Origin of the sequence: Bradyrhizobium sp. PMVTL-01 (genome assembly GCF_051861855.1) — a bacterium.
In the GTDB taxonomy this organism is placed as follows: Bacteria; Pseudomonadota; Alphaproteobacteria; order Rhizobiales; family Xanthobacteraceae; genus Bradyrhizobium.
Map to the genome: position 1 here is coordinate 3,286,317 of NZ_CP193982.1, position 14,748 is coordinate 3,301,064.

At 64.7% G+C, this 14,748-nt stretch carries 19 protein-coding genes and 1 pseudogene; 8 read left to right on the plus strand and 12 right to left on the minus strand.

Translation table 11 applies throughout. From position 1 onward, the window contains the following. Nucleotides 1–144: 144 nt before the first annotated feature. A complete protein-coding gene (locus ACRQ5Q_RS15460) occupies nucleotides 145–852 on the plus strand; it encodes a glutathione S-transferase (RefSeq protein ID WP_439369234.1) in 708 nt (235 codons plus the stop codon). A gap of 131 nt (nucleotides 853–983) precedes the next feature. Here the strand turns inward: ACRQ5Q_RS15460 and ACRQ5Q_RS15465 are convergent, their stop codons facing one another. Beyond that, nucleotides 984–1,157, minus strand: coding sequence for a hypothetical protein (locus tag ACRQ5Q_RS15465; RefSeq protein WP_439369233.1), 174 nt, complete (start codon nucleotides 1,155–1,157; stop codon nucleotides 984–986). A 281-nt stretch (nucleotides 1,158–1,438) separates the two neighbouring features. After that, the gene (locus ACRQ5Q_RS15470; RefSeq protein WP_439369232.1) at nucleotides 1,439–1,912 is read right to left on the minus strand and encodes a hypothetical protein; all 474 of its coding nucleotides are present in this window, start codon (nucleotides 1,910–1,912) and stop codon (nucleotides 1,439–1,441) included. Between the two features lie 244 nt (nucleotides 1,913–2,156). Here ACRQ5Q_RS15470 and ACRQ5Q_RS15475 point away from each other — a divergent pair, with 244 nt between their 5' ends. Continuing rightward, nucleotides 2,157–3,812, plus strand: coding sequence for a fumarate hydratase (locus ACRQ5Q_RS15475; protein WP_439369231.1), 1,656 nt, complete (start codon nucleotides 2,157–2,159; stop codon nucleotides 3,810–3,812). A gap of 232 nt (nucleotides 3,813–4,044) precedes the next feature. Here the strand turns inward: ACRQ5Q_RS15475 and ACRQ5Q_RS15480 are convergent, their stop codons facing one another. The 5 genes from ACRQ5Q_RS15480 to ACRQ5Q_RS15500 all read right to left on the minus strand — a co-directional run bounded on the left by ACRQ5Q_RS15480 (nucleotide 4,045) and on the right by ACRQ5Q_RS15500 (nucleotide 7,536). Continuing rightward, nucleotides 4,045–4,341 (minus strand): hypothetical protein, encoded by a 297-nt coding sequence (locus tag ACRQ5Q_RS15480; protein ID WP_439369230.1) that lies wholly within the window; start codon nucleotides 4,339–4,341, stop codon nucleotides 4,045–4,047. A 189-nt stretch (nucleotides 4,342–4,530) separates the two neighbouring features. Further along, a complete protein-coding gene (locus tag ACRQ5Q_RS15485; protein WP_439369229.1) occupies nucleotides 4,531–5,085 on the minus strand; it encodes an inner membrane-spanning protein YciB in 555 nt (184 codons plus the stop codon). Between the two features lie 12 nt (nucleotides 5,086–5,097). After that, on the minus strand, nucleotides 5,098–5,673 hold the full coding sequence (locus tag ACRQ5Q_RS15490; RefSeq protein ID WP_439398801.1) for a hypothetical protein: 576 nt from the start codon (nucleotides 5,671–5,673) through the stop codon (nucleotides 5,098–5,100). A 74-nt stretch (nucleotides 5,674–5,747) separates the two neighbouring features. Then, complete coding sequence (locus tag ACRQ5Q_RS15495; protein ID WP_439398803.1) at nucleotides 5,748–6,011, minus strand: hypothetical protein; 264 nt, start codon at nucleotides 6,009–6,011, stop codon at nucleotides 5,748–5,750. A 127-nt stretch (nucleotides 6,012–6,138) separates the two neighbouring features. Further along, nucleotides 6,139–7,536 carry a carotenoid oxygenase family protein gene (locus tag ACRQ5Q_RS15500; protein ID WP_439398805.1) on the minus strand — a complete coding sequence of 466 codons (1,398 nt, stop codon included), beginning with the start codon at nucleotides 7,534–7,536 and terminating at the stop codon, nucleotides 6,139–6,141. Nucleotides 7,537–7,641: 105 nt separating this feature from the next. Between ACRQ5Q_RS15500 and ACRQ5Q_RS15505 the strand changes: the two genes are divergently transcribed. Further along, nucleotides 7,642–8,367, plus strand: a complete 726-nt coding sequence (locus ACRQ5Q_RS15505; RefSeq protein ID WP_439369225.1) for a TetR/AcrR family transcriptional regulator — start codon at nucleotides 7,642–7,644, stop codon at nucleotides 8,365–8,367. A gap of 37 nt (nucleotides 8,368–8,404) precedes the next feature. On the opposite strand, the pseudogene ACRQ5Q_RS15510 reads toward ACRQ5Q_RS15505, so the two are convergent. Next, nucleotides 8,405–8,668 (minus strand): annotated as a pseudogene (locus ACRQ5Q_RS15510) (hypothetical protein); the annotation flags it as partial. 168 nt (nucleotides 8,669–8,836) lie between these two features. On the opposite strand from ACRQ5Q_RS15510, the gene ACRQ5Q_RS15515 reads away from it, so the two are divergent. Continuing rightward, nucleotides 8,837–9,397, plus strand: coding sequence for an SET domain-containing protein (locus ACRQ5Q_RS15515; RefSeq protein WP_439369224.1), 561 nt, complete (start codon nucleotides 8,837–8,839; stop codon nucleotides 9,395–9,397). A gap of 186 nt (nucleotides 9,398–9,583) precedes the next feature. On the opposite strand, the gene ACRQ5Q_RS15520 is transcribed toward ACRQ5Q_RS15515, so the two are convergent. Together ACRQ5Q_RS15520 and ACRQ5Q_RS15525 are read right to left on the minus strand one after the other, a co-directional pair. Then, nucleotides 9,584–9,982, minus strand: a complete 399-nt coding sequence (locus tag ACRQ5Q_RS15520; RefSeq protein ID WP_439398807.1) for a hypothetical protein — start codon at nucleotides 9,980–9,982, stop codon at nucleotides 9,584–9,586. Nucleotides 9,983–10,009: 27 nt separating this feature from the next. Further along, complete coding sequence (locus ACRQ5Q_RS15525) at nucleotides 10,010–10,240, minus strand: hypothetical protein (RefSeq protein ID WP_439369222.1); 231 nt, start codon at nucleotides 10,238–10,240, stop codon at nucleotides 10,010–10,012. 100 nt (nucleotides 10,241–10,340) lie between these two features. Here ACRQ5Q_RS15525 and ACRQ5Q_RS15530 point away from each other — a divergent pair, with 100 nt between their 5' ends. Then, on the plus strand, nucleotides 10,341–11,198 hold the full coding sequence (locus tag ACRQ5Q_RS15530) for a helix-turn-helix domain-containing protein (RefSeq protein ID WP_439369220.1): 858 nt from the start codon (nucleotides 10,341–10,343) through the stop codon (nucleotides 11,196–11,198). Between the two features lie 74 nt (nucleotides 11,199–11,272). Further along, complete coding sequence (locus tag ACRQ5Q_RS15535) at nucleotides 11,273–11,938, plus strand: DsbA family oxidoreductase (RefSeq protein WP_439398809.1); 666 nt, start codon at nucleotides 11,273–11,275, stop codon at nucleotides 11,936–11,938. On the opposite strand, the gene ACRQ5Q_RS15540 is transcribed toward ACRQ5Q_RS15535, so the two are convergent. After that, the gene (locus tag ACRQ5Q_RS15540) at nucleotides 11,916–13,109 is read right to left on the minus strand and encodes a GNAT family N-acetyltransferase (protein WP_439369217.1); all 1,194 of its coding nucleotides are present in this window, start codon (nucleotides 13,107–13,109) and stop codon (nucleotides 11,916–11,918) included. The genes ACRQ5Q_RS15535 and ACRQ5Q_RS15540 overlap by 23 nt on opposite strands. A gap of 181 nt (nucleotides 13,110–13,290) precedes the next feature. On the opposite strand from ACRQ5Q_RS15540, the gene ACRQ5Q_RS15545 reads away from it, so the two are divergent. Both ACRQ5Q_RS15545 and ACRQ5Q_RS15550 read left to right on the plus strand, forming a co-directional pair. Further along, entirely contained in the window at nucleotides 13,291–13,719 is a 429-nt protein-coding gene (locus ACRQ5Q_RS15545; protein WP_439369216.1) for a YeeE/YedE family protein, read from the plus strand. Nucleotides 13,720–13,724: 5 nt separating this feature from the next. Further along, entirely contained in the window at nucleotides 13,725–14,192 is a 468-nt protein-coding gene (locus ACRQ5Q_RS15550) for a DUF6691 family protein (protein WP_439369215.1), read from the plus strand. Nucleotides 14,193–14,311: 119 nt separating this feature from the next. Here ACRQ5Q_RS15550 and ACRQ5Q_RS15555 read toward each other — a convergent pair whose 3' ends face one another. After that, nucleotides 14,312–14,647 (minus strand): hypothetical protein, encoded by a 336-nt coding sequence (locus tag ACRQ5Q_RS15555; protein WP_439369214.1) that lies wholly within the window; start codon nucleotides 14,645–14,647, stop codon nucleotides 14,312–14,314. Between the last annotated feature and the right edge of the window lie 101 nt (nucleotides 14,648–14,748).

Below are 14,748 nucleotides of genomic sequence, written 5' to 3' on the forward strand. Positions count from 1 at the left end.
CTTCCGCCTTCTCCAAGGCTTGCGGACGAGTCGCTACGCTCGCACTGACGGCGTATGTGGCGCGGACCTTCCGTCCAACCCTGACGGAACCTCCGGCTCCATGGTACATTGGTCCGGTTGCTCCCACGCGCACGGACCCCTCCGATGAAATACGAACTCTACTACTGGCCCGAGATCCAGGGCCGCGGCGAATATGTGCGGCTGGCGTTGGAGGAGGCGGGTGCGACTTACGTCGACGTCGCGCGCAGCGCGCGCGGGACGGCTGCGATGATGAAGATGATGGATGCGCAGAAGGGCACGCCGCCCTTTGCGCCGCCGTTCCTGAAAGCGGGCAAGCTCGTGATTGGCCAGACCGCGAACATCCTGCTCTATCTCGGCAGCCGCCACGGACTGGCACCGAAGACCGAAGCAGGCCGGCTCTGGGTGCATCAGCTCCAGCTGACGATTACCGACTTCGTGGTCGAGATCCACGACACTCATCATCCGCTCGGGCCGTCGCTGTACTACGAGGACCAGAAGGCGCCGGCGAAGAAGCGCACGGCCGATTTTTGGGACGAGCGCGTGCCGAAATATCTCGGCTATTTCGAGCAGCTGCTCGCCGGCAACGGCGGCGCTTACGTCATCGGCCGCCGGCTCACCTATGTCGACCTTTCGCTGTTCCAGATCGTCGCCGGGCTGCGCTACGCGTTTCCGAAACGCATGAAGGCATTCGAGAAAGATGTCCCCGGCCTCGTCGGCCTGCACGACCGCATTGCCGCGCGCCCGAACATCAAGGCCTATCTCGACAGCCCGCGCCGTATCGCCTTTAACGAGCAGGGGATCTTTCGCCGCTATCGCGAGCTCGACAGCTAGAGCGTTTTCGATCGAAGTGATGCCGGTTCACGTAAAGAAAACGCGTCAAGTAAGAGCGCTAGGCGGTCCGACGGAGACCACGCGAAAAGCCCGATCGACCGGATCGGGCGATTCACCTCGGAAAGGGCCGGTCAGGCGAGCTGATCGATCCGCGTGCCCTGACCCGGCGGCAGCGGCGCGGGCGGCGGCGGCTTGTAGGTCGGATCAGTGTCCTTGATCTTGGTCTGGTCGTCCTGCTGCTTGGTCGTGTCGTAGCTCGGCACCACGATCGCGATCGGCGGCGGCGCAACGGTGGAAACGCTCATCCACAAATCCTCACACATGGAAACAATTCAGCCTGCCCCGACGGGAGCGAAATTTCCTTCAAGGCAATTGTTAAAATGCGAGGGAATTGGTGCGGTGAGTTGTGCTGTTCTTGCTTCCGCGAAGGGAATATTTGAGAGGACGGTAACTCTCTCCTTGTCATTGCGAGCGGAGCGGAGCAATTCAGAATCCCTCCGTGGAAAGACTCTGGATCGCTTCGCTACGCTCGCAATGACGGAGTATGCGGCTGGTCGCGTCGCGGCACATGAGCACCGCGCGCCGCCTACTCGTCCTTGCCGCGCGTGATCGCGATGGAGGCATCTGTCTTGGTGCGGGTGCATTCCATGTTGAGCCGCCGGTAGCGCATGCTGATCTTGTCGCCGCGCAACAGGCCCATCCGCTTCAGGCAGCGCGTCGCGCCCGTCGTGGTGTCGTCCTTGGTCACGGTGAAAACGATCGCCGCCATCGATCCCACCAGCGCGTAAAACTCCGGCGCCGGCTTGCGGTCGCCCTTGGCATAGAGCTCGATCGAATATTTGTCGCCGCGGCAACCCACCGACAGCTCCTTGGCCGCCGGGTGCGTCAGGTACACGATGTTGGCAGCCCGGAAATTCACCTTGAGGCGGTCGATCTGGTTCGCCAGCTCCTTGGCGCTGTCGTCACAGCGATCGGCGCGTGCGGGCGAGGCGAGTGCCACAAGTCCGGTGATGGCGGCGGCGACCAGGATCGCGCCGCGGACGTTCAGTTTGAAAATCATGATGAAATGCCCCTGAGGGCGCGCATTCAACCTTCGTCGCGCGCGGAGTGCAAGGGGTGCATTCAGACCTTCCCGGGGACAATGATGCCCACGCATCAGCGCCGATATCGAGCAGAAAGGGACCGCCAAGCGGCCGAAACGGATGCCCCAGCCGCGCCAGAACACCTTCCATTTGCGGTAAAAAAGCTTAGAACGCTTCTACGCTTAGAGGCCCGCGAGGGCTCCAGAACCCCGAGATTCACCCATGAACGCTCCCACCGCTTTCCCCGACCAGTCCAAGCCCGTTCCGCCCTACAAGCACACCCCGCTGTTCCCGCTGGGCAAGGACGAGACGCCCTACAAGAAGATCTCCTCCGAGGGCGTCAGGGTCGAGAAGGTCCTCGGCAAGGACATGCTGGTGGTGTCGCGCGAGGCCCTGCGGGCGCTGTCGGAGGCGGCTTTTGGCGACATCAACCACTATCTGCGCCCTGGCCATCTGAAGCAGCTCCGCTCGATCCTGGAGGACAGCGAGGCGAGCCCGAACGACAAGTTCGTGGCGTTGGACTTCTTGAAGAACGCCAACATCGCGGCCGGCGGCGTGCTGCCGATGTGCCAGGACACCGGCACCGCGATCATCATGGGCAAGAAGGGCTGCAACGTCATCACCGACGGTGACGACGAGGCGGCGCTGTCGGAAGGCGCACGCGATGCGTATCTCCGCCGCAATCTGCGCTACTCGCAGGTCGCGCCGCTCTCGATGTACGAGGAGAAGAACACCGCCAACAACATGCCGGCGCAGTGCGAGATCTACGCCGAGGGCGACGATGCCTACAAGTTCATGTTCATGGCGAAGGGTGGCGGCAGCGCCAACAAGAGCTTTCTGTTCCAGGCGACGCCGTCCGTCCTGACCAAGGACCGGCTGCTCGCGTTCCTGAAGGAGAAGATCCTCACGCTGGGCACCGCGGCGTGTCCGCCCTATCACCTCGCCATCGTGATCGGCGGCACCTCGGCCGAGCTCTGCATGAAGACGGTGAAGCTCGCCTCCGCCCGCTATCTCGATGCGCTGCCGACCCACGGCTCGCCCGACGGCAACGCCTTCCGCGACGTCGAGATGGAGAAGGAAATCCACAAGATGACGCAGTCGCTCGGCGTCGGCGCGCAGTTCGGCGGCAAATATTTCTGCCACGATGTGCGCGTGATCCGCATGCCGCGTCACGGCGCGTCGCTGCCGATCGGGCTTGGCGTGTCCTGCTCGGCCGACCGCCAGGTGCTCGGAAAGATCACCAGGGACGGCATCTATCTCGAGGAGCTCGAGCACAACCCGGCGCAATACCTGCCGCAGGTCGAAGAGGCGCTAGGCGGCGAGGTCGTGAAGATCGACCTCAACCGGCCGATGAAGGACATTCTGGCGACGTTCTCGAAGCACCCGATCAAGACGCGGGTCTCGATGACCGGCACCATGATCGTCGCGCGCGATAGCGCACATGCCAAGTTGCGCGAGCGCCTGGAGAAAGGCGAGCCGCTGCCGGATTACTTCAAGAACCACCCGGTCTATTACGCCGGTCCCGCCAAGACGCCTGAGGGCTATGCCTCCGGCGCGTTCGGTCCGACGACCGCGGGCCGCATGGATTCCTTCGTCGACCAGTTCCAGGCCGCCGGCGGTTCGATGGTGATGGTGGCCAAGGGCAACCGAGCGCCGGCCGTGCGCGAGGCCTGCAAGAAATATGGCGGCTTCTATCTCGGCTCGATCGGCGGTGCCGCGGCGAACCTCGCCGAGCACTGCATCAAGAAGGTCGAGGTGCTCGAATATCCCGAACTCGGCATGGAAGCGATCTGGCGCATCGAGGTGGTCGACTTCCCGGCGTTCATCATCATCGACGACAAGGGCAACGACTTCTTCAAAGAGTTGAACTTGGGCTAGCTCTTCACCTCTCCACTTGCGGCGGGGCGCGCCTTTGAAGCACTCGCTCCGCGGCGCATCCTTAGAGACGCCCGCCGTTGGCGGGCCCTCAGGATGAGGGCAGAGTACGCGGTTGCGGTTTCCGGCGACGGCGACGTAGTCAGCCTCATCCTGAGGAGACCGCGAAGCGGTCGTCTCGAAGGACGAGGCGCTTGCTCAGCCGTGGCCGCACTGATGGGTGGAACGCGCGGCCTTACGCCCGCGCGCCCGTGAACGGGAAGCTGCCCATCGGGCCGATGCCCATTTCGCCGCTGATGCTGTCGCCGGAGACCGTGCCGGTGAATTCGAGCGTGAGCGGCATCGGGTTCGTGATTGAAACCTTCCAGGAGACGTTGTCGCCAGCGACGGTGCCGTCGAAGATCTCGACGGTAGTACCTTCCGCACCCTGCGTGCCCGTGAGCGAGCCGCCCGCAGCCTTCAGGTTCAGCGTCGCCTGACGCTCGCCCATCGGCGTCGTCATCGTCAGATTCCAGTTGCCGTCTACGGCCATTCCCGTCTCCCTAACAAATCCCGGCGGGCCGCGACGATCCGCGGCCAGTCCTGAGCGAGCCTATAGCCCAACTCGCAGCTCCTGCCTAACGCTCCAATAGGGCATTGCAGCATGATCCGGAAAAGTGTGTGGCGGTTCTCCGAAGGGATCATGCTCAAACGTCGACTGGAAGCGCGATCGCATCGTGCGTCAGGCGCGGGCGGCGGCGCGCCGGCGGCTGGTCACGATCAGCCTGAGAACCACATACTGCACGGCGAAGGCCAGGATCTTGGCGCCGCCCGCAACCACCGTAATGTAGAACGCCCACAGCTTCAGATCGCCGGTGGCGGCGACCGCGATCATGCCGGCGCCGATCACGAACATCAGCGCGGCCCAGGCGTAACCCGCAGCGGTCACATATTCCGGGACGGTCTCGGCGACGATCGGCGGCATGTAGCGCAGCATCCAGCCGCGCTTGAGCATGATGGCACCGATCGCGAAATGCGCGATCGAAGGTTTTGCCAGCATGAAGCGGGCATCGTTGGTCAGCAGCGTGACCGTGCCCAGCACGATGACGAGCGCGAGGCTCGCATAGGTCATGTAGTTGAGCTGGTGACCCTTGATCCGGGCATAGATCACCTGCGCGATCGCGCCGGCAATCGCGACCGACGTCGCCAGCACGACGTTGTCGGTAATGAGGTAGACGGCCAGGAAGATGATGGCGGAGAGGAAGTCGGAGGCGAGGCGGGCGAACACGTCCTTCATCGTCAATCCTGTTCAGCGGGCGTCGGGAAGAGCGCGGGCGGGCGTACCGTACTTGATCTGACGATACTCGGGATACCATTTTGTGAAGTAGATCGCGCTGTTGCGGGCGGCGAAGGCGACCGCAAGGCTGGACCAGAGCGGCAGGCCGGGGACGTAAAGCAGCACGAGATTGGCGACCGCCATCAGCAGCGCGGCGGCTGTCCACGCGCCGGTGATGACGTAATTTGCCGTGAGAAAGCCAGGGATTGCCGCGGTCTCGGCCGGGACGGATTCGAGCGCATATTGCAGCGTGAAGGGGCGGCGGAGCAGCATCGAGCCGAGCGAGATGACGAAAATGCCGATGTCGACCGACAGCTTGACGCCGAGCGTTCCAAGCGCGGGGTTTATCAGCGCGAGGTAAAGGCCGATTGCGGCGAACACGATCGCGGAGCCCGCGGCCAGCACCTTCACCGAGCGGCCGCGCGCGACATCGACCGCGACGGTGGCGAGGCAGATCGCCGATGCCGTGAGCACGCTGATCTCGGCTGACGTGACCAGCATCAGGAAAGTGAAGGCGCCATAGGGCGCGAGGATCAGGAAAATCGCCATTGGCCGCCCCGCTCACCGATCTTTACGATGTAAAGATCAGTAGCCTGCCGACGATGCCCGGTCAAGCAAAATCTTTACAGTGTCAAAATGACGTAGGCGACCTCCAAAAGATGAAGGGCTGCAACGGCTTGGCCGCAGGCCTCCTCCGCGAATTCCGCCCAGGGCAGGGCGGCCAGGAGCGGCAGCGCGGCAGCGATCAACAGACCGAGGCAGAGCAGGATGCCACCATTGAAGAGGGTATGGCGGCTCCGCCGCAGCCGGACGACCTGGAATGCGAGCGCGGCGCCGGTCAGGGCGAGGAGGGCGAGGCAGCCTGCAGTGAGCGAGGCCATGTGCATGGAAAGCTCCTCTTTCGTCATTCCGGGGCCGGACGTCAGCGCGAGCCCGCAATCCATCGGCCAGCCAAGCGTGTAGCGAAATGGATTCCGGGCTCGCGCCAAGTCGCGCGCCCCGGAATGACGAGCGCTACACGGTGCCCACCCAATTGCCGTGAAAGCCGTCCGGCACGCGATGGCCGAGCTGCACGAGCGCGGCGGGACCGGCCTCGATGTCGGTGGCATTGAACACAGCGAGATCGCTGCGATTTTCCCGTGCGCGCCAGACCACCGCGAGGAGCCAGCCGTCCCCCTCCGGCGCATTCTTCGATCGCTCCACGAAGACAGGCTCGGAGATCGTGTCGCCGACCGGCAGCAGGTAATGGCCGAGCCGTCTGCCGTTGCCGTCGACATGGACGATGCCGGACAGCGCGCCGAACATCGGCAGTCTTGGATTGGCGCAGGCGTACCAGCCGTGACGGCTCTTCCGCCCGGCGCGGCGGTCGTCGATGCGGGGGAATTCGCCGGTGAGGTCGTCAAGGTACGTCTGCTGGAAGCGGTCGGTATTCCCCGCGAGATCGAACGTCCAGCGGCAGTGGCGGGCGCGCGATTTCTCCGGGTCCGTCGGTCGTCCGTCGGGATGCGGAAACAGCGGCGCCTCCTCGAACTGCATCACGTCGGCGACGATGCGGTCGCCATCCTCCCACGCATTCATGACGTGGAAGACGTAGCAGGCCTCGCTGCGAAACCAGACGATGTCCTTCGCTGTGCCGCTGCGTTTCATCACGCCGACATAGGCGCCCTTGTCCGGCTCCCAGGCATAGGGCGGCCGTCCGCTCATCGCGCGCTCCATGCTGCCGGTGATGGGCAGGATCGGAAACAGCACATGGTTCGCGGTGACGATGAAGTCGTGCACCATGCTGGCATAGGGAGCCTCGAAGCGTTCGAAACGTGTCGCCTCGCCGGAGGCGTCGATCGATCCGTAGGAGAGCGCTGAAGTCAGCGGCCCCGCGGCGTTGTAGCCGAAGAATACCAGCTCGCCGGTGGCGGGATCGATCTTCGGATGCGCCGTGAAACTGCCGGCGACGCGGCCCTGGTAGTTGTGATAGCCGCGCGTGGCGAGTGAGCCCGGCTCGATCTCGGTCGGCAGATGCGCTTCTTCCAGCGCCAGCAGCTTGCCGGCGTGGAAGATGATGTTGGTGTTGGCGACGCCGCCGTCGGTTAGATTTGCCGGGGCATCCGGCAGCTTGCGGCCGAAGCCGCCGAACAGCGCGCGGCCGGCATCGTGCTCGGCCAGCCATTTCGGCGTACGGACCCAGCGGTTGCGATAGCTGGCGCGGCCGTTCTCGAGATGAAAGGCGTGCACCATGCCGTCGCCGACGAACCAATGCGCGCCGGGAGAATCGAATTGCGGATTGGGGCCGTTGCGATAAAGCGTGCCGTTCAGCTCGCGGGGCAATTCGCCGACGATCTTCAGAAAGGGCGCGTCGGCCTCGAACGGGATCGGCGCGATATTGTCGCCGCGCTCGGCGATGGCGTCGTGCTGCACGGCGTATCTCCCCTATCTTTACATCGTAAAGATCGAATAGTGCCAATCGCAGCTTTCGTCAAGCGAAATCTTTACACTGTCAATATTGCGTCATATAGCTTGTAAATGGCCAAGAGCGACACCAAGGGCGAAACGGCGCGTCACCCGCGTGCACCCAGACGAGCGGCATCGACCGCGGCATCGCGCCCGGCGCGCCGCGCGAGCGCGAAGACCGAGACGCCGTATCATCACGGTGCCCTGCGCGAAGCGCTGCTCCAGGCGGCCGAACGGGTGCTCGAGCGCGACGGGCTCGCCGGGCTTACATTGCGCGCGGTGGCGCGCGAGGCGGGCGTCTCGCATGCCGCGCCGACGCATCATTTCGGCGATCTTACCGGGCTCGTCAGCGAGCTCGCCGCGATCGGCTTCCGCCAGTTCAATGCCGCGATGGTGTCGGCCTGCGATGCCGCCACCACGCCGCTCGCGCGCGCGCTGGCGCGACCGAAAGCCTATGTGGCCTACGCCCAGGCCCATCCCGGCATGTACGGGCTGATGTTCCGCACCGAGCGCCTCGATTATTCCCGGCCCTCGCTGCACGAAGCGGCTGAGGCCTCCTTCGCCGGCCTCGCCAACGCCATCGGCATGATGCGGCAGGAGCAGATCAGCGGCGATGCGCTGACGCTGAACCAGGGCGCGGCCATCGCCCGGGCGTGGTCGATGGTGCACGGTTTCACCATGCTGCTGCTCGACGGACGGCTCGAGGATATCTTGGAGCGGCTGCCCGAGGGAACCACAGCCGAACTTCTGTTTGAGTCGATGCTAACGGCGCCGATCGCAGGCAAGCTGCCGGCATAGCGCCTTCGAACGAAGGCGGCCTTAGCGCATCGTCGCGCGCGCGGGCGCGGGTGCCGACGATCTTCACCTCGTTCTTGCCGCACGTGAAGCTGCGCGCCTGGCGATCGCATCGACATAAGCGTGGCAGACCGGGCCCGGCGGCAGCCGGGTCACCACCAGCATGGCCTTGGTGTTCGGGCGTCCCTGCCGATCGGGATCGGCGCTGTCGGCATGTGCCAGCGCCGGATCATCGCGAACGGCTTTGTTCCGCAGCCCGCCCACTCGACAGTCGTCTCCATGAATTGAACGGGGCGAACCAGACCTATCGCGCAAGTTCCGCGGCCGCTTCCTCCGTGCCATCTGACGTCTTCATTGTGGGCAAAGGTTCAAACAAGCCCGCGAGGCACCTGACAGCGCCGCGGAATCGTTCTAGAAGAGCGGCTTCGCTTGAAGCTCATCCGGCGTCGTAAGCGTCCTCATTCTCCTGATCATGCCAGTCACATCGTCGAACAAACCCTATCGCGTCGGCCGCTCCAAGACCGGGCTCGGCCTCTTCGCTACCAAACCGATCAAGAAGGGAACCCGGATCATCCGTTATTTCGGACCGATCCTGGACTCGCGAATCCCTGAGCAGGACGAGATCGAGAACAAATATCTGTTCGAGCTCAACGGCCGCTGGACCATCGACGGCTCGGTGCGGAAAAATCTGGCGCGCTACATCAACCATTCCTGCCGACCCAACGCGGAGTCGGACGTCCGGCCGCGCGAGCGCAAGGTCTTCATCCGCGCCATCAAGGACATCGAGCCGGGCGACGAGATCAACTACGATTACGGCACCGACTATTTCAAAGCCTATCTGAAACCGATCGGCTGCAAGTGCGTCTCCTGCGAGGCCAAGCGCAAGAAGCTGCGTGCCGAGGCGCGGGTCGCGCGTGCCAAGGTGAAGGCGCGCACGGAAGCCAAGGCCAAGAAGGCGGGCACCAAGGCTGCCAAAACGAAAAAACTCAACGGTCATGCGTTCAGCAAGACCAGCGGGCGCCCGCGGGCATAGCCCGCACTTGCGCCTCCAGCCCCACTGTCATTCCCCGCCTGGTGCGCACTTGCGCACTGGAGCGGGGCATCCGGTACGCTTGCAGCTTCTGCGCATACGTTTACTGTCGCGGTAATAATGGGTCGCCCGGTCCAGTGCGCAATCGCGCACAAGGCCGGGCGACGACAGCGCGTGGTGAAGGGGCCATCAAGCCGTCACCACATCCGCACTCTTCCGCAATCCCAGAAACTGCAGCTCGGCGAACACGCCGGTGGCGATCGCCTGCGCGACGACCATGAACTCGCCGGTGAGGTTCGGCGACACCGCGCCCGAGAAAAGTAGCACGATGCTGCCGAGCGTCCAGGCCGCGTTACCGATCACGACCAGCAGGACGAGCGGTTTCGCCACCGTGGCCCGCGAGGCGAGCCAGCCGACCAGGAACGTGTAGGCGATCAGGAACAGGCCGGTCTCGCGCAGCAGCGCTTCGGGCAGATTGAACAGCGCTGCGAACGGGTTTGCGCCGAAGGTGAAGCCGAGGGCGGCAACGCCGCTGAAGATGGCGTCGGCGAGCAGGGCGCGGCGCAGGAAGGGCGATGCATCGATCATCGTAGGTCTCCTTGTTTGGGGGGGAATTCAATGCAGTCCGCGCCACCAGGCGCGGAGCAGGCGAGCGAGGCGGAACGGGCAGAGGCTCTTGCCGATGCTGTGCTCGAAGGCTGTGACCTGCGCGAGGACATAATCGCCGGTCGAATGCAGCAGCGGCTCGGGCATATTGAGCCCGCGGGCCAGCATCCGCGTTGCGAACGCCATCGCCCATGGCAAGACGTGGTCTGCGACGGTCCGGTAGAGCAGCAGCGCGATCATGGTCATCTCCTGTGCGATCGAAGATGCGCGCGCCGGCGCCCCAATTCGATTACCTCACGGGTAATGGAAGGGCCGAAATCCGCATGCTAGATATCTGGTCATGAACGCACATGCATCCACGGCACGGGCCGAACGCAGCCAGCCGGTCCATATTGGCGACCATTTGCGCGAATGGCGGCAGCGCCGCCGCATGAGCCAGCTTGATCTGGCAGGCGAGGCCGAGATCTCGGCGCGGCACTTGAGCTTCGTCGAGACCGGTCGCGCCGCGCCCTCGCGCGACATGGTGCTCAGACTAGCCGAGCGCCTCGACGTGCCGCTGCGCGAACGCAACGTGCTGCTGGTCGCCGCCGGCTTCGCGCCGGCCTTTCCGCAGCGCCCGCTGGAGGATCCCGCCTTGAAATCAGCCCGCCAGGCGATCGACCTCGTCCTCAGGGCACACGAGCCCAATCCGGCGCTCGCGGTGGACCGGCACTGGAACCTGGTCTCGGCGAACGGCATGGTGGCGCCGCTGCTCGACGGCATCCCGCAGCGGCTGCTCGGCCAGCCCCTCAACGTGCTCAGGCTCGCCTTTCACCCGGAGGCACTGGCGCCGCGTACGGTCAATCTCGCGGAATGGTGCGGGCATCTCTTGGAGCGGCTGCACCGGCAATGCGAGGCGACGGCCGATCCTGGATTGATCAAGCTCTACAACGATCTCAAGAGCTATCCCATCCCGGCGCGCTCGGCGCCGCTGTCGAGCGATAATGTCGCGATCCCCTTCAAGCTGCGGCATGGCGGGGAGATCCTGAGCTTCTTCTCCACCACCATGGTGTTCGGCACGCCCGTCGACATCACGCTGTCGGAACTGGCGCTGGAGACGTTCTTTCCAGCGGACGAGCGCACCGCCGAGCGACTGAAGGAGATGCAGTGCGCGGCCGGCGGAGCTTGCAATGAATGTGATCGAAAGACTGCCGAGTGACCGCGAAGTGACCGTGCCTTGCGCTACCCGCGCTTCGGCATATGTTGGACGATAAAGCAAGCCCAGGAGGCCCCATGAGCACGCTGAAACCGCTCCAGATCGACGTCGTCTCCGACGTGGTGTGCCCCTGGTGCTATATCGGCAAGCACCGGATCGAGAGCGCGCTGGCGCTGGTGCCCGACGTTCCGGTCAAGCTCAAATTCCGCCCCTTCTTCCTCAATCCCTGGGTGCCGCGCGAGGGCATCAGCCGCGAGGCCTATCTCACCCAGAAGTTCGGCTCGGTCGAGGCCTACAAGGGCATTGCGGGGCGCGTCGTAGCCGCTGCGAGCGAGGAGGGCCTCGTCTACAAGCCCGAACTCGTGGCGCGCCAACCCAACACGACCGACTGCCATCGCCTGATCCTGTGGGCGGAAGCGATCGGCAGGGCGCCCGAGATGAAGCAGCGCCTGATGGAGCTCTATTTCCGCGACGGCGGCGACCTCACCGATGTGAACGTGCTGGTGCAGGCGGCCGCCGACGTCGGCCTCGATGCCGACGACGTGCGCAAGCGCCTTGCCACCGAAGAAGACGTCGCACGTGTTTCGGCGGACGCGCAGGAGGCGGCCGAGAAGGGTATCTCCGGCGTTCCGACCTACGTGTTCGCACAGAAATACGCCGTCTCCGGTGCGCAGGATCCGAACCTGCTCGCCCGCGCCATCCGCCAGGTCTCGGAAGAGATCAACGCGCAGGCGGCGGAGTAGCATCTTGCTTTCGAAGCAGACGGACCGCGCGTCGCGCAGCATCGTGCGCGACGTTGAGGCCGATTAGTGCTGCGTGAATCAAGGCCACCGCGGGATCGTTTCGCCGCAGCGGGATCAGCACGTCGCCGATCGCAAGGCGTCCGCGCCAGATCGGGTTGATCATGGGGTGATCGGCGCTTGCGGTGGAGTCCGCGGTGGCGATGGCGGGATCGGCGCAGAGGTGGCGGGTGAGGTCAAGCGCGAGCTGCACGCCCGGCGAATATCTTGCAAAGCGTTCGTCGATGCCGAGCTTGAAGAAGAAGGCGCGATCCTGGTGCCGTAGCACGATGCCGGCGGCGACCGCAATCGTGCCGGCGCGAAGCGTGATGATCTCGCACTGCGCGGTCTCCGCCAGTGCCGGTACGGCGCGGCGGATGAAGGTTGCATCCCCCGCATGCTGGACTAGCGCGGTGCCGCGCTTGCCCTTCCAGCCGCTGGCTTCGAGCCGCAGGAATGTTTCGAGCGCCGGCCCGATCTCGTCGGGGCTGCGCGCGACCTCGAACACGACGGGGCCGTGCTCCTCGAGACGATGACGTTGGCGACGCAGCTCCTTGAACTTCTTGGCGCCGAGCGCGTCGCGCAACAGCGCGTCGCCATCCTGCGTGGCATCGAGGCTGGCGCGAGTGTAGGAGGAGAGCACGCGTGGTTTCAGTCCGTCGCGGCCCAGAGCCTGGTTGAGCGCATTCATCGCCGCACCGTCGAGCGCGACATCGTTCAGCACGAGGGCATGAGCGCCGGCCTCGCGTGCCTGCTGCAACAGACGCGCGGCGGCCTCGAACGCAGCGTCGCGATCGATCAGCGGGCTGCACAGCGTGCCATACGGATGCGCGCTCAGCAGCGCGGGCAGGGGAATCTTCCGGGCGCGCCACAGCGAGATCACCGGCACCAGCCCGATCAGCCGCGCCGAAGGATCGAATGCGGCCAGCGCCGAGGCATCCGTGCGGCCGCGAGCGGTTGCGCTGACGGCGAGCTCCCAGGCGGGCAGGTAATATCCGTTCGGCTCGACCGCGCGCTGCGCGAGCGCGCGCCATTGGCCAGGGTCGATCGCGCTGAGCGGGACGGGCGCACGCGATTGCGCGACATCCCTTGTCGATGCCGGATTGTTCGCTGCCTGGTGCGCGATGTCGACCACGTCCCGTCGTCCCCGTTCACGCGAGCTGAGCCCGTGTTACGGGTCATGCTTAGCGCAAAGATTGGAAAATACCGTTGGGACGCCGCTTCAATTCGAGTGGTAATATTAACGTCTCGTTGAGCATCGGAGCGCCGATTGTAGGGATGGATGCGGTAGGATGCTGCCGAACTGGAGGATCACAATGATCGTGACGCCTTTCACACCAATGGCCTCGCTCCTGGGAGGAGCACTGATCGGCTTGTCAGCCGTTCTGCTGATGTGGGCAACAGGGCGGATTGCCGGTGTCAGCGGCATCGCGGCGCGGCTGTTTCCGCCCCATGAGGACCACGAATTTGCCGGGCGACTCGCCTTCGTCGCCGGTCTCGTCGCCGCGCCCGTGCTGGTGCGGCTCGTCACCGGAGACCTGCCGGCACAGACGATCGCGGCAGGGCCGGCGGTCCTGATCGTCGGCGGATTGCTCACGGGGTTCGGTTCGGTGTGGGGCAGTGGCTGCACCTCCGGCCACGGTGTGTGCGGCTTGTCGCGGCTGTCGGTGCGCTCGCTGGTCGCAACCATGACCTTCATGGCGGCCGGCATGGCGACCGTGTTCGTGATGCGGCACTGGAGCTGATGGCGATGGCAGTCCTGGTTCAATTCGCGATCGGCCTGATCTTCGGCATCGGCCTCATCGTCTCCGGCATGTCGAACCCGGCCAAGGTGCTGAACTTCCTGGACATCGGCGGCATTCCGGCAGGGACATGGGATGCGAGCCTCGCCTTCGTGATGGCAGGCGCGGTGGCCGTGACCTTCATCGGCTTCAGCCGTGTCCTGAAGCTCGCGCGTCCGTTCTTCGCCGATCGATTTTATCTGCCGACGCGACGAGACATCGATACCAGGATCGTCGCAGGTGCCGTGATCTTCGGTGTCGGCTGGGGATTGGCGGGCTTCTGTCCGGGGCCGGCGCTGACCGCGCTCGGATTCGGTTCGGTCTCCGCCGTCGTCTTCGTTGCGGCGATGTGCGCCGGCATGGTGCTCGCCCGATTCATCGCTCGCCTGCCGTCATGGACGCGCTTCGCCACGCCGGCCGATCCGCTCGAAACCTGAGGTGTCCGCCTACGAGCAGTTCCAGCGGAAATCCGTCGCCGCCTGACGCCGGTTTCTTTCGTAGAAAATCGACCGGACGAGACATGCTCGTCCGGTCCTGTTCATCAAGGCTTCACCGATCACCAGCGGTCGTCACCGACGCCCACACCGACGCTGACGCCAGGTGTGCGAATGCCGACGCCGGCGCGCGGGCCGTCATCCCAATCGCGGTGATACATCCGGCGCTCGTAATAGCGCTCGCGCGGCATGTAATTATAGGAATCGCGCACGATAACACGCGAACCGCCGCGCGTGCGATAGCACCGGCCGTCGTCGTCGCAGACAAGTCGCACCTGCTGGACGAGATCCGGATTGGCATACTCGCTGCTCGTGTAGATATCCGAAGCCTTCGCGCCCGATGCGGCGGCCAAAGCACCAACGCCCGCCAACAGCGCAATAGTCAACGTCCTCATCATGACCTCCTCCAAAACTGCCCTCGGCGGTAACAAGAAGAGGAGGCGGTGATCGTTCCCGCCTGCCATGCTGGTTTTTCCCGGAACCGCACCTTCGTTAACGG

Coding starts and splice junctions, on each gene's coding strand:
- ACRQ5Q_RS15460 (WP_439369234.1), top strand. CDS start 145: ATGAAATACGAACTCTACTACTGGCCCGAGATCCAGGGCCGCGGCGAA.
- ACRQ5Q_RS15465 (WP_439369233.1), bottom strand. CDS start 1,157: ATGAGCGTTTCCACCGTTGCGCCGCCGCCGATCGCGATCGTGGTGCCG.
- ACRQ5Q_RS15470 (WP_439369232.1), bottom strand. CDS start 1,912: ATGATTTTCAAACTGAACGTCCGCGGCGCGATCCTGGTCGCCGCCGCC.
- ACRQ5Q_RS15475 (WP_439369231.1), top strand. CDS start 2,157: ATGAACGCTCCCACCGCTTTCCCCGACCAGTCCAAGCCCGTTCCGCCC.
- ACRQ5Q_RS15480 (WP_439369230.1), bottom strand. CDS start 4,341: ATGGCCGTAGACGGCAACTGGAATCTGACGATGACGACGCCGATGGGC.
- ACRQ5Q_RS15485 (WP_439369229.1), bottom strand. CDS start 5,085: ATGAAGGACGTGTTCGCCCGCCTCGCCTCCGACTTCCTCTCCGCCATC.
- ACRQ5Q_RS15490 (WP_439398801.1), bottom strand. CDS start 5,673: ATGGCGATTTTCCTGATCCTCGCGCCCTATGGCGCCTTCACTTTCCTG.
- ACRQ5Q_RS15495 (WP_439398803.1), bottom strand. CDS start 6,011: ATGCACATGGCCTCGCTCACTGCAGGCTGCCTCGCCCTCCTCGCCCTG.
- ACRQ5Q_RS15505 (WP_439369225.1), top strand. CDS start 7,642: ATGGCCAAGAGCGACACCAAGGGCGAAACGGCGCGTCACCCGCGTGCA.
- ACRQ5Q_RS15515 (WP_439369224.1), top strand. CDS start 8,837: ATGCCAGTCACATCGTCGAACAAACCCTATCGCGTCGGCCGCTCCAAG.
- ACRQ5Q_RS15520 (WP_439398807.1), bottom strand. CDS start 9,982: ATGATCGATGCATCGCCCTTCCTGCGCCGCGCCCTGCTCGCCGACGCC.
- ACRQ5Q_RS15525 (WP_439369222.1), bottom strand. CDS start 10,240: ATGATCGCGCTGCTGCTCTACCGGACCGTCGCAGACCACGTCTTGCCA.
- ACRQ5Q_RS15530 (WP_439369220.1), top strand. CDS start 10,341: ATGAACGCACATGCATCCACGGCACGGGCCGAACGCAGCCAGCCGGTC.
- ACRQ5Q_RS15535 (WP_439398809.1), top strand. CDS start 11,273: ATGAGCACGCTGAAACCGCTCCAGATCGACGTCGTCTCCGACGTGGTG.
- ACRQ5Q_RS15545 (WP_439369216.1), top strand. CDS start 13,291: ATGATCGTGACGCCTTTCACACCAATGGCCTCGCTCCTGGGAGGAGCA.
- ACRQ5Q_RS15550 (WP_439369215.1), top strand. CDS start 13,725: ATGGCAGTCCTGGTTCAATTCGCGATCGGCCTGATCTTCGGCATCGGC.
- ACRQ5Q_RS15555 (WP_439369214.1), bottom strand. CDS start 14,647: ATGATGAGGACGTTGACTATTGCGCTGTTGGCGGGCGTTGGTGCTTTG.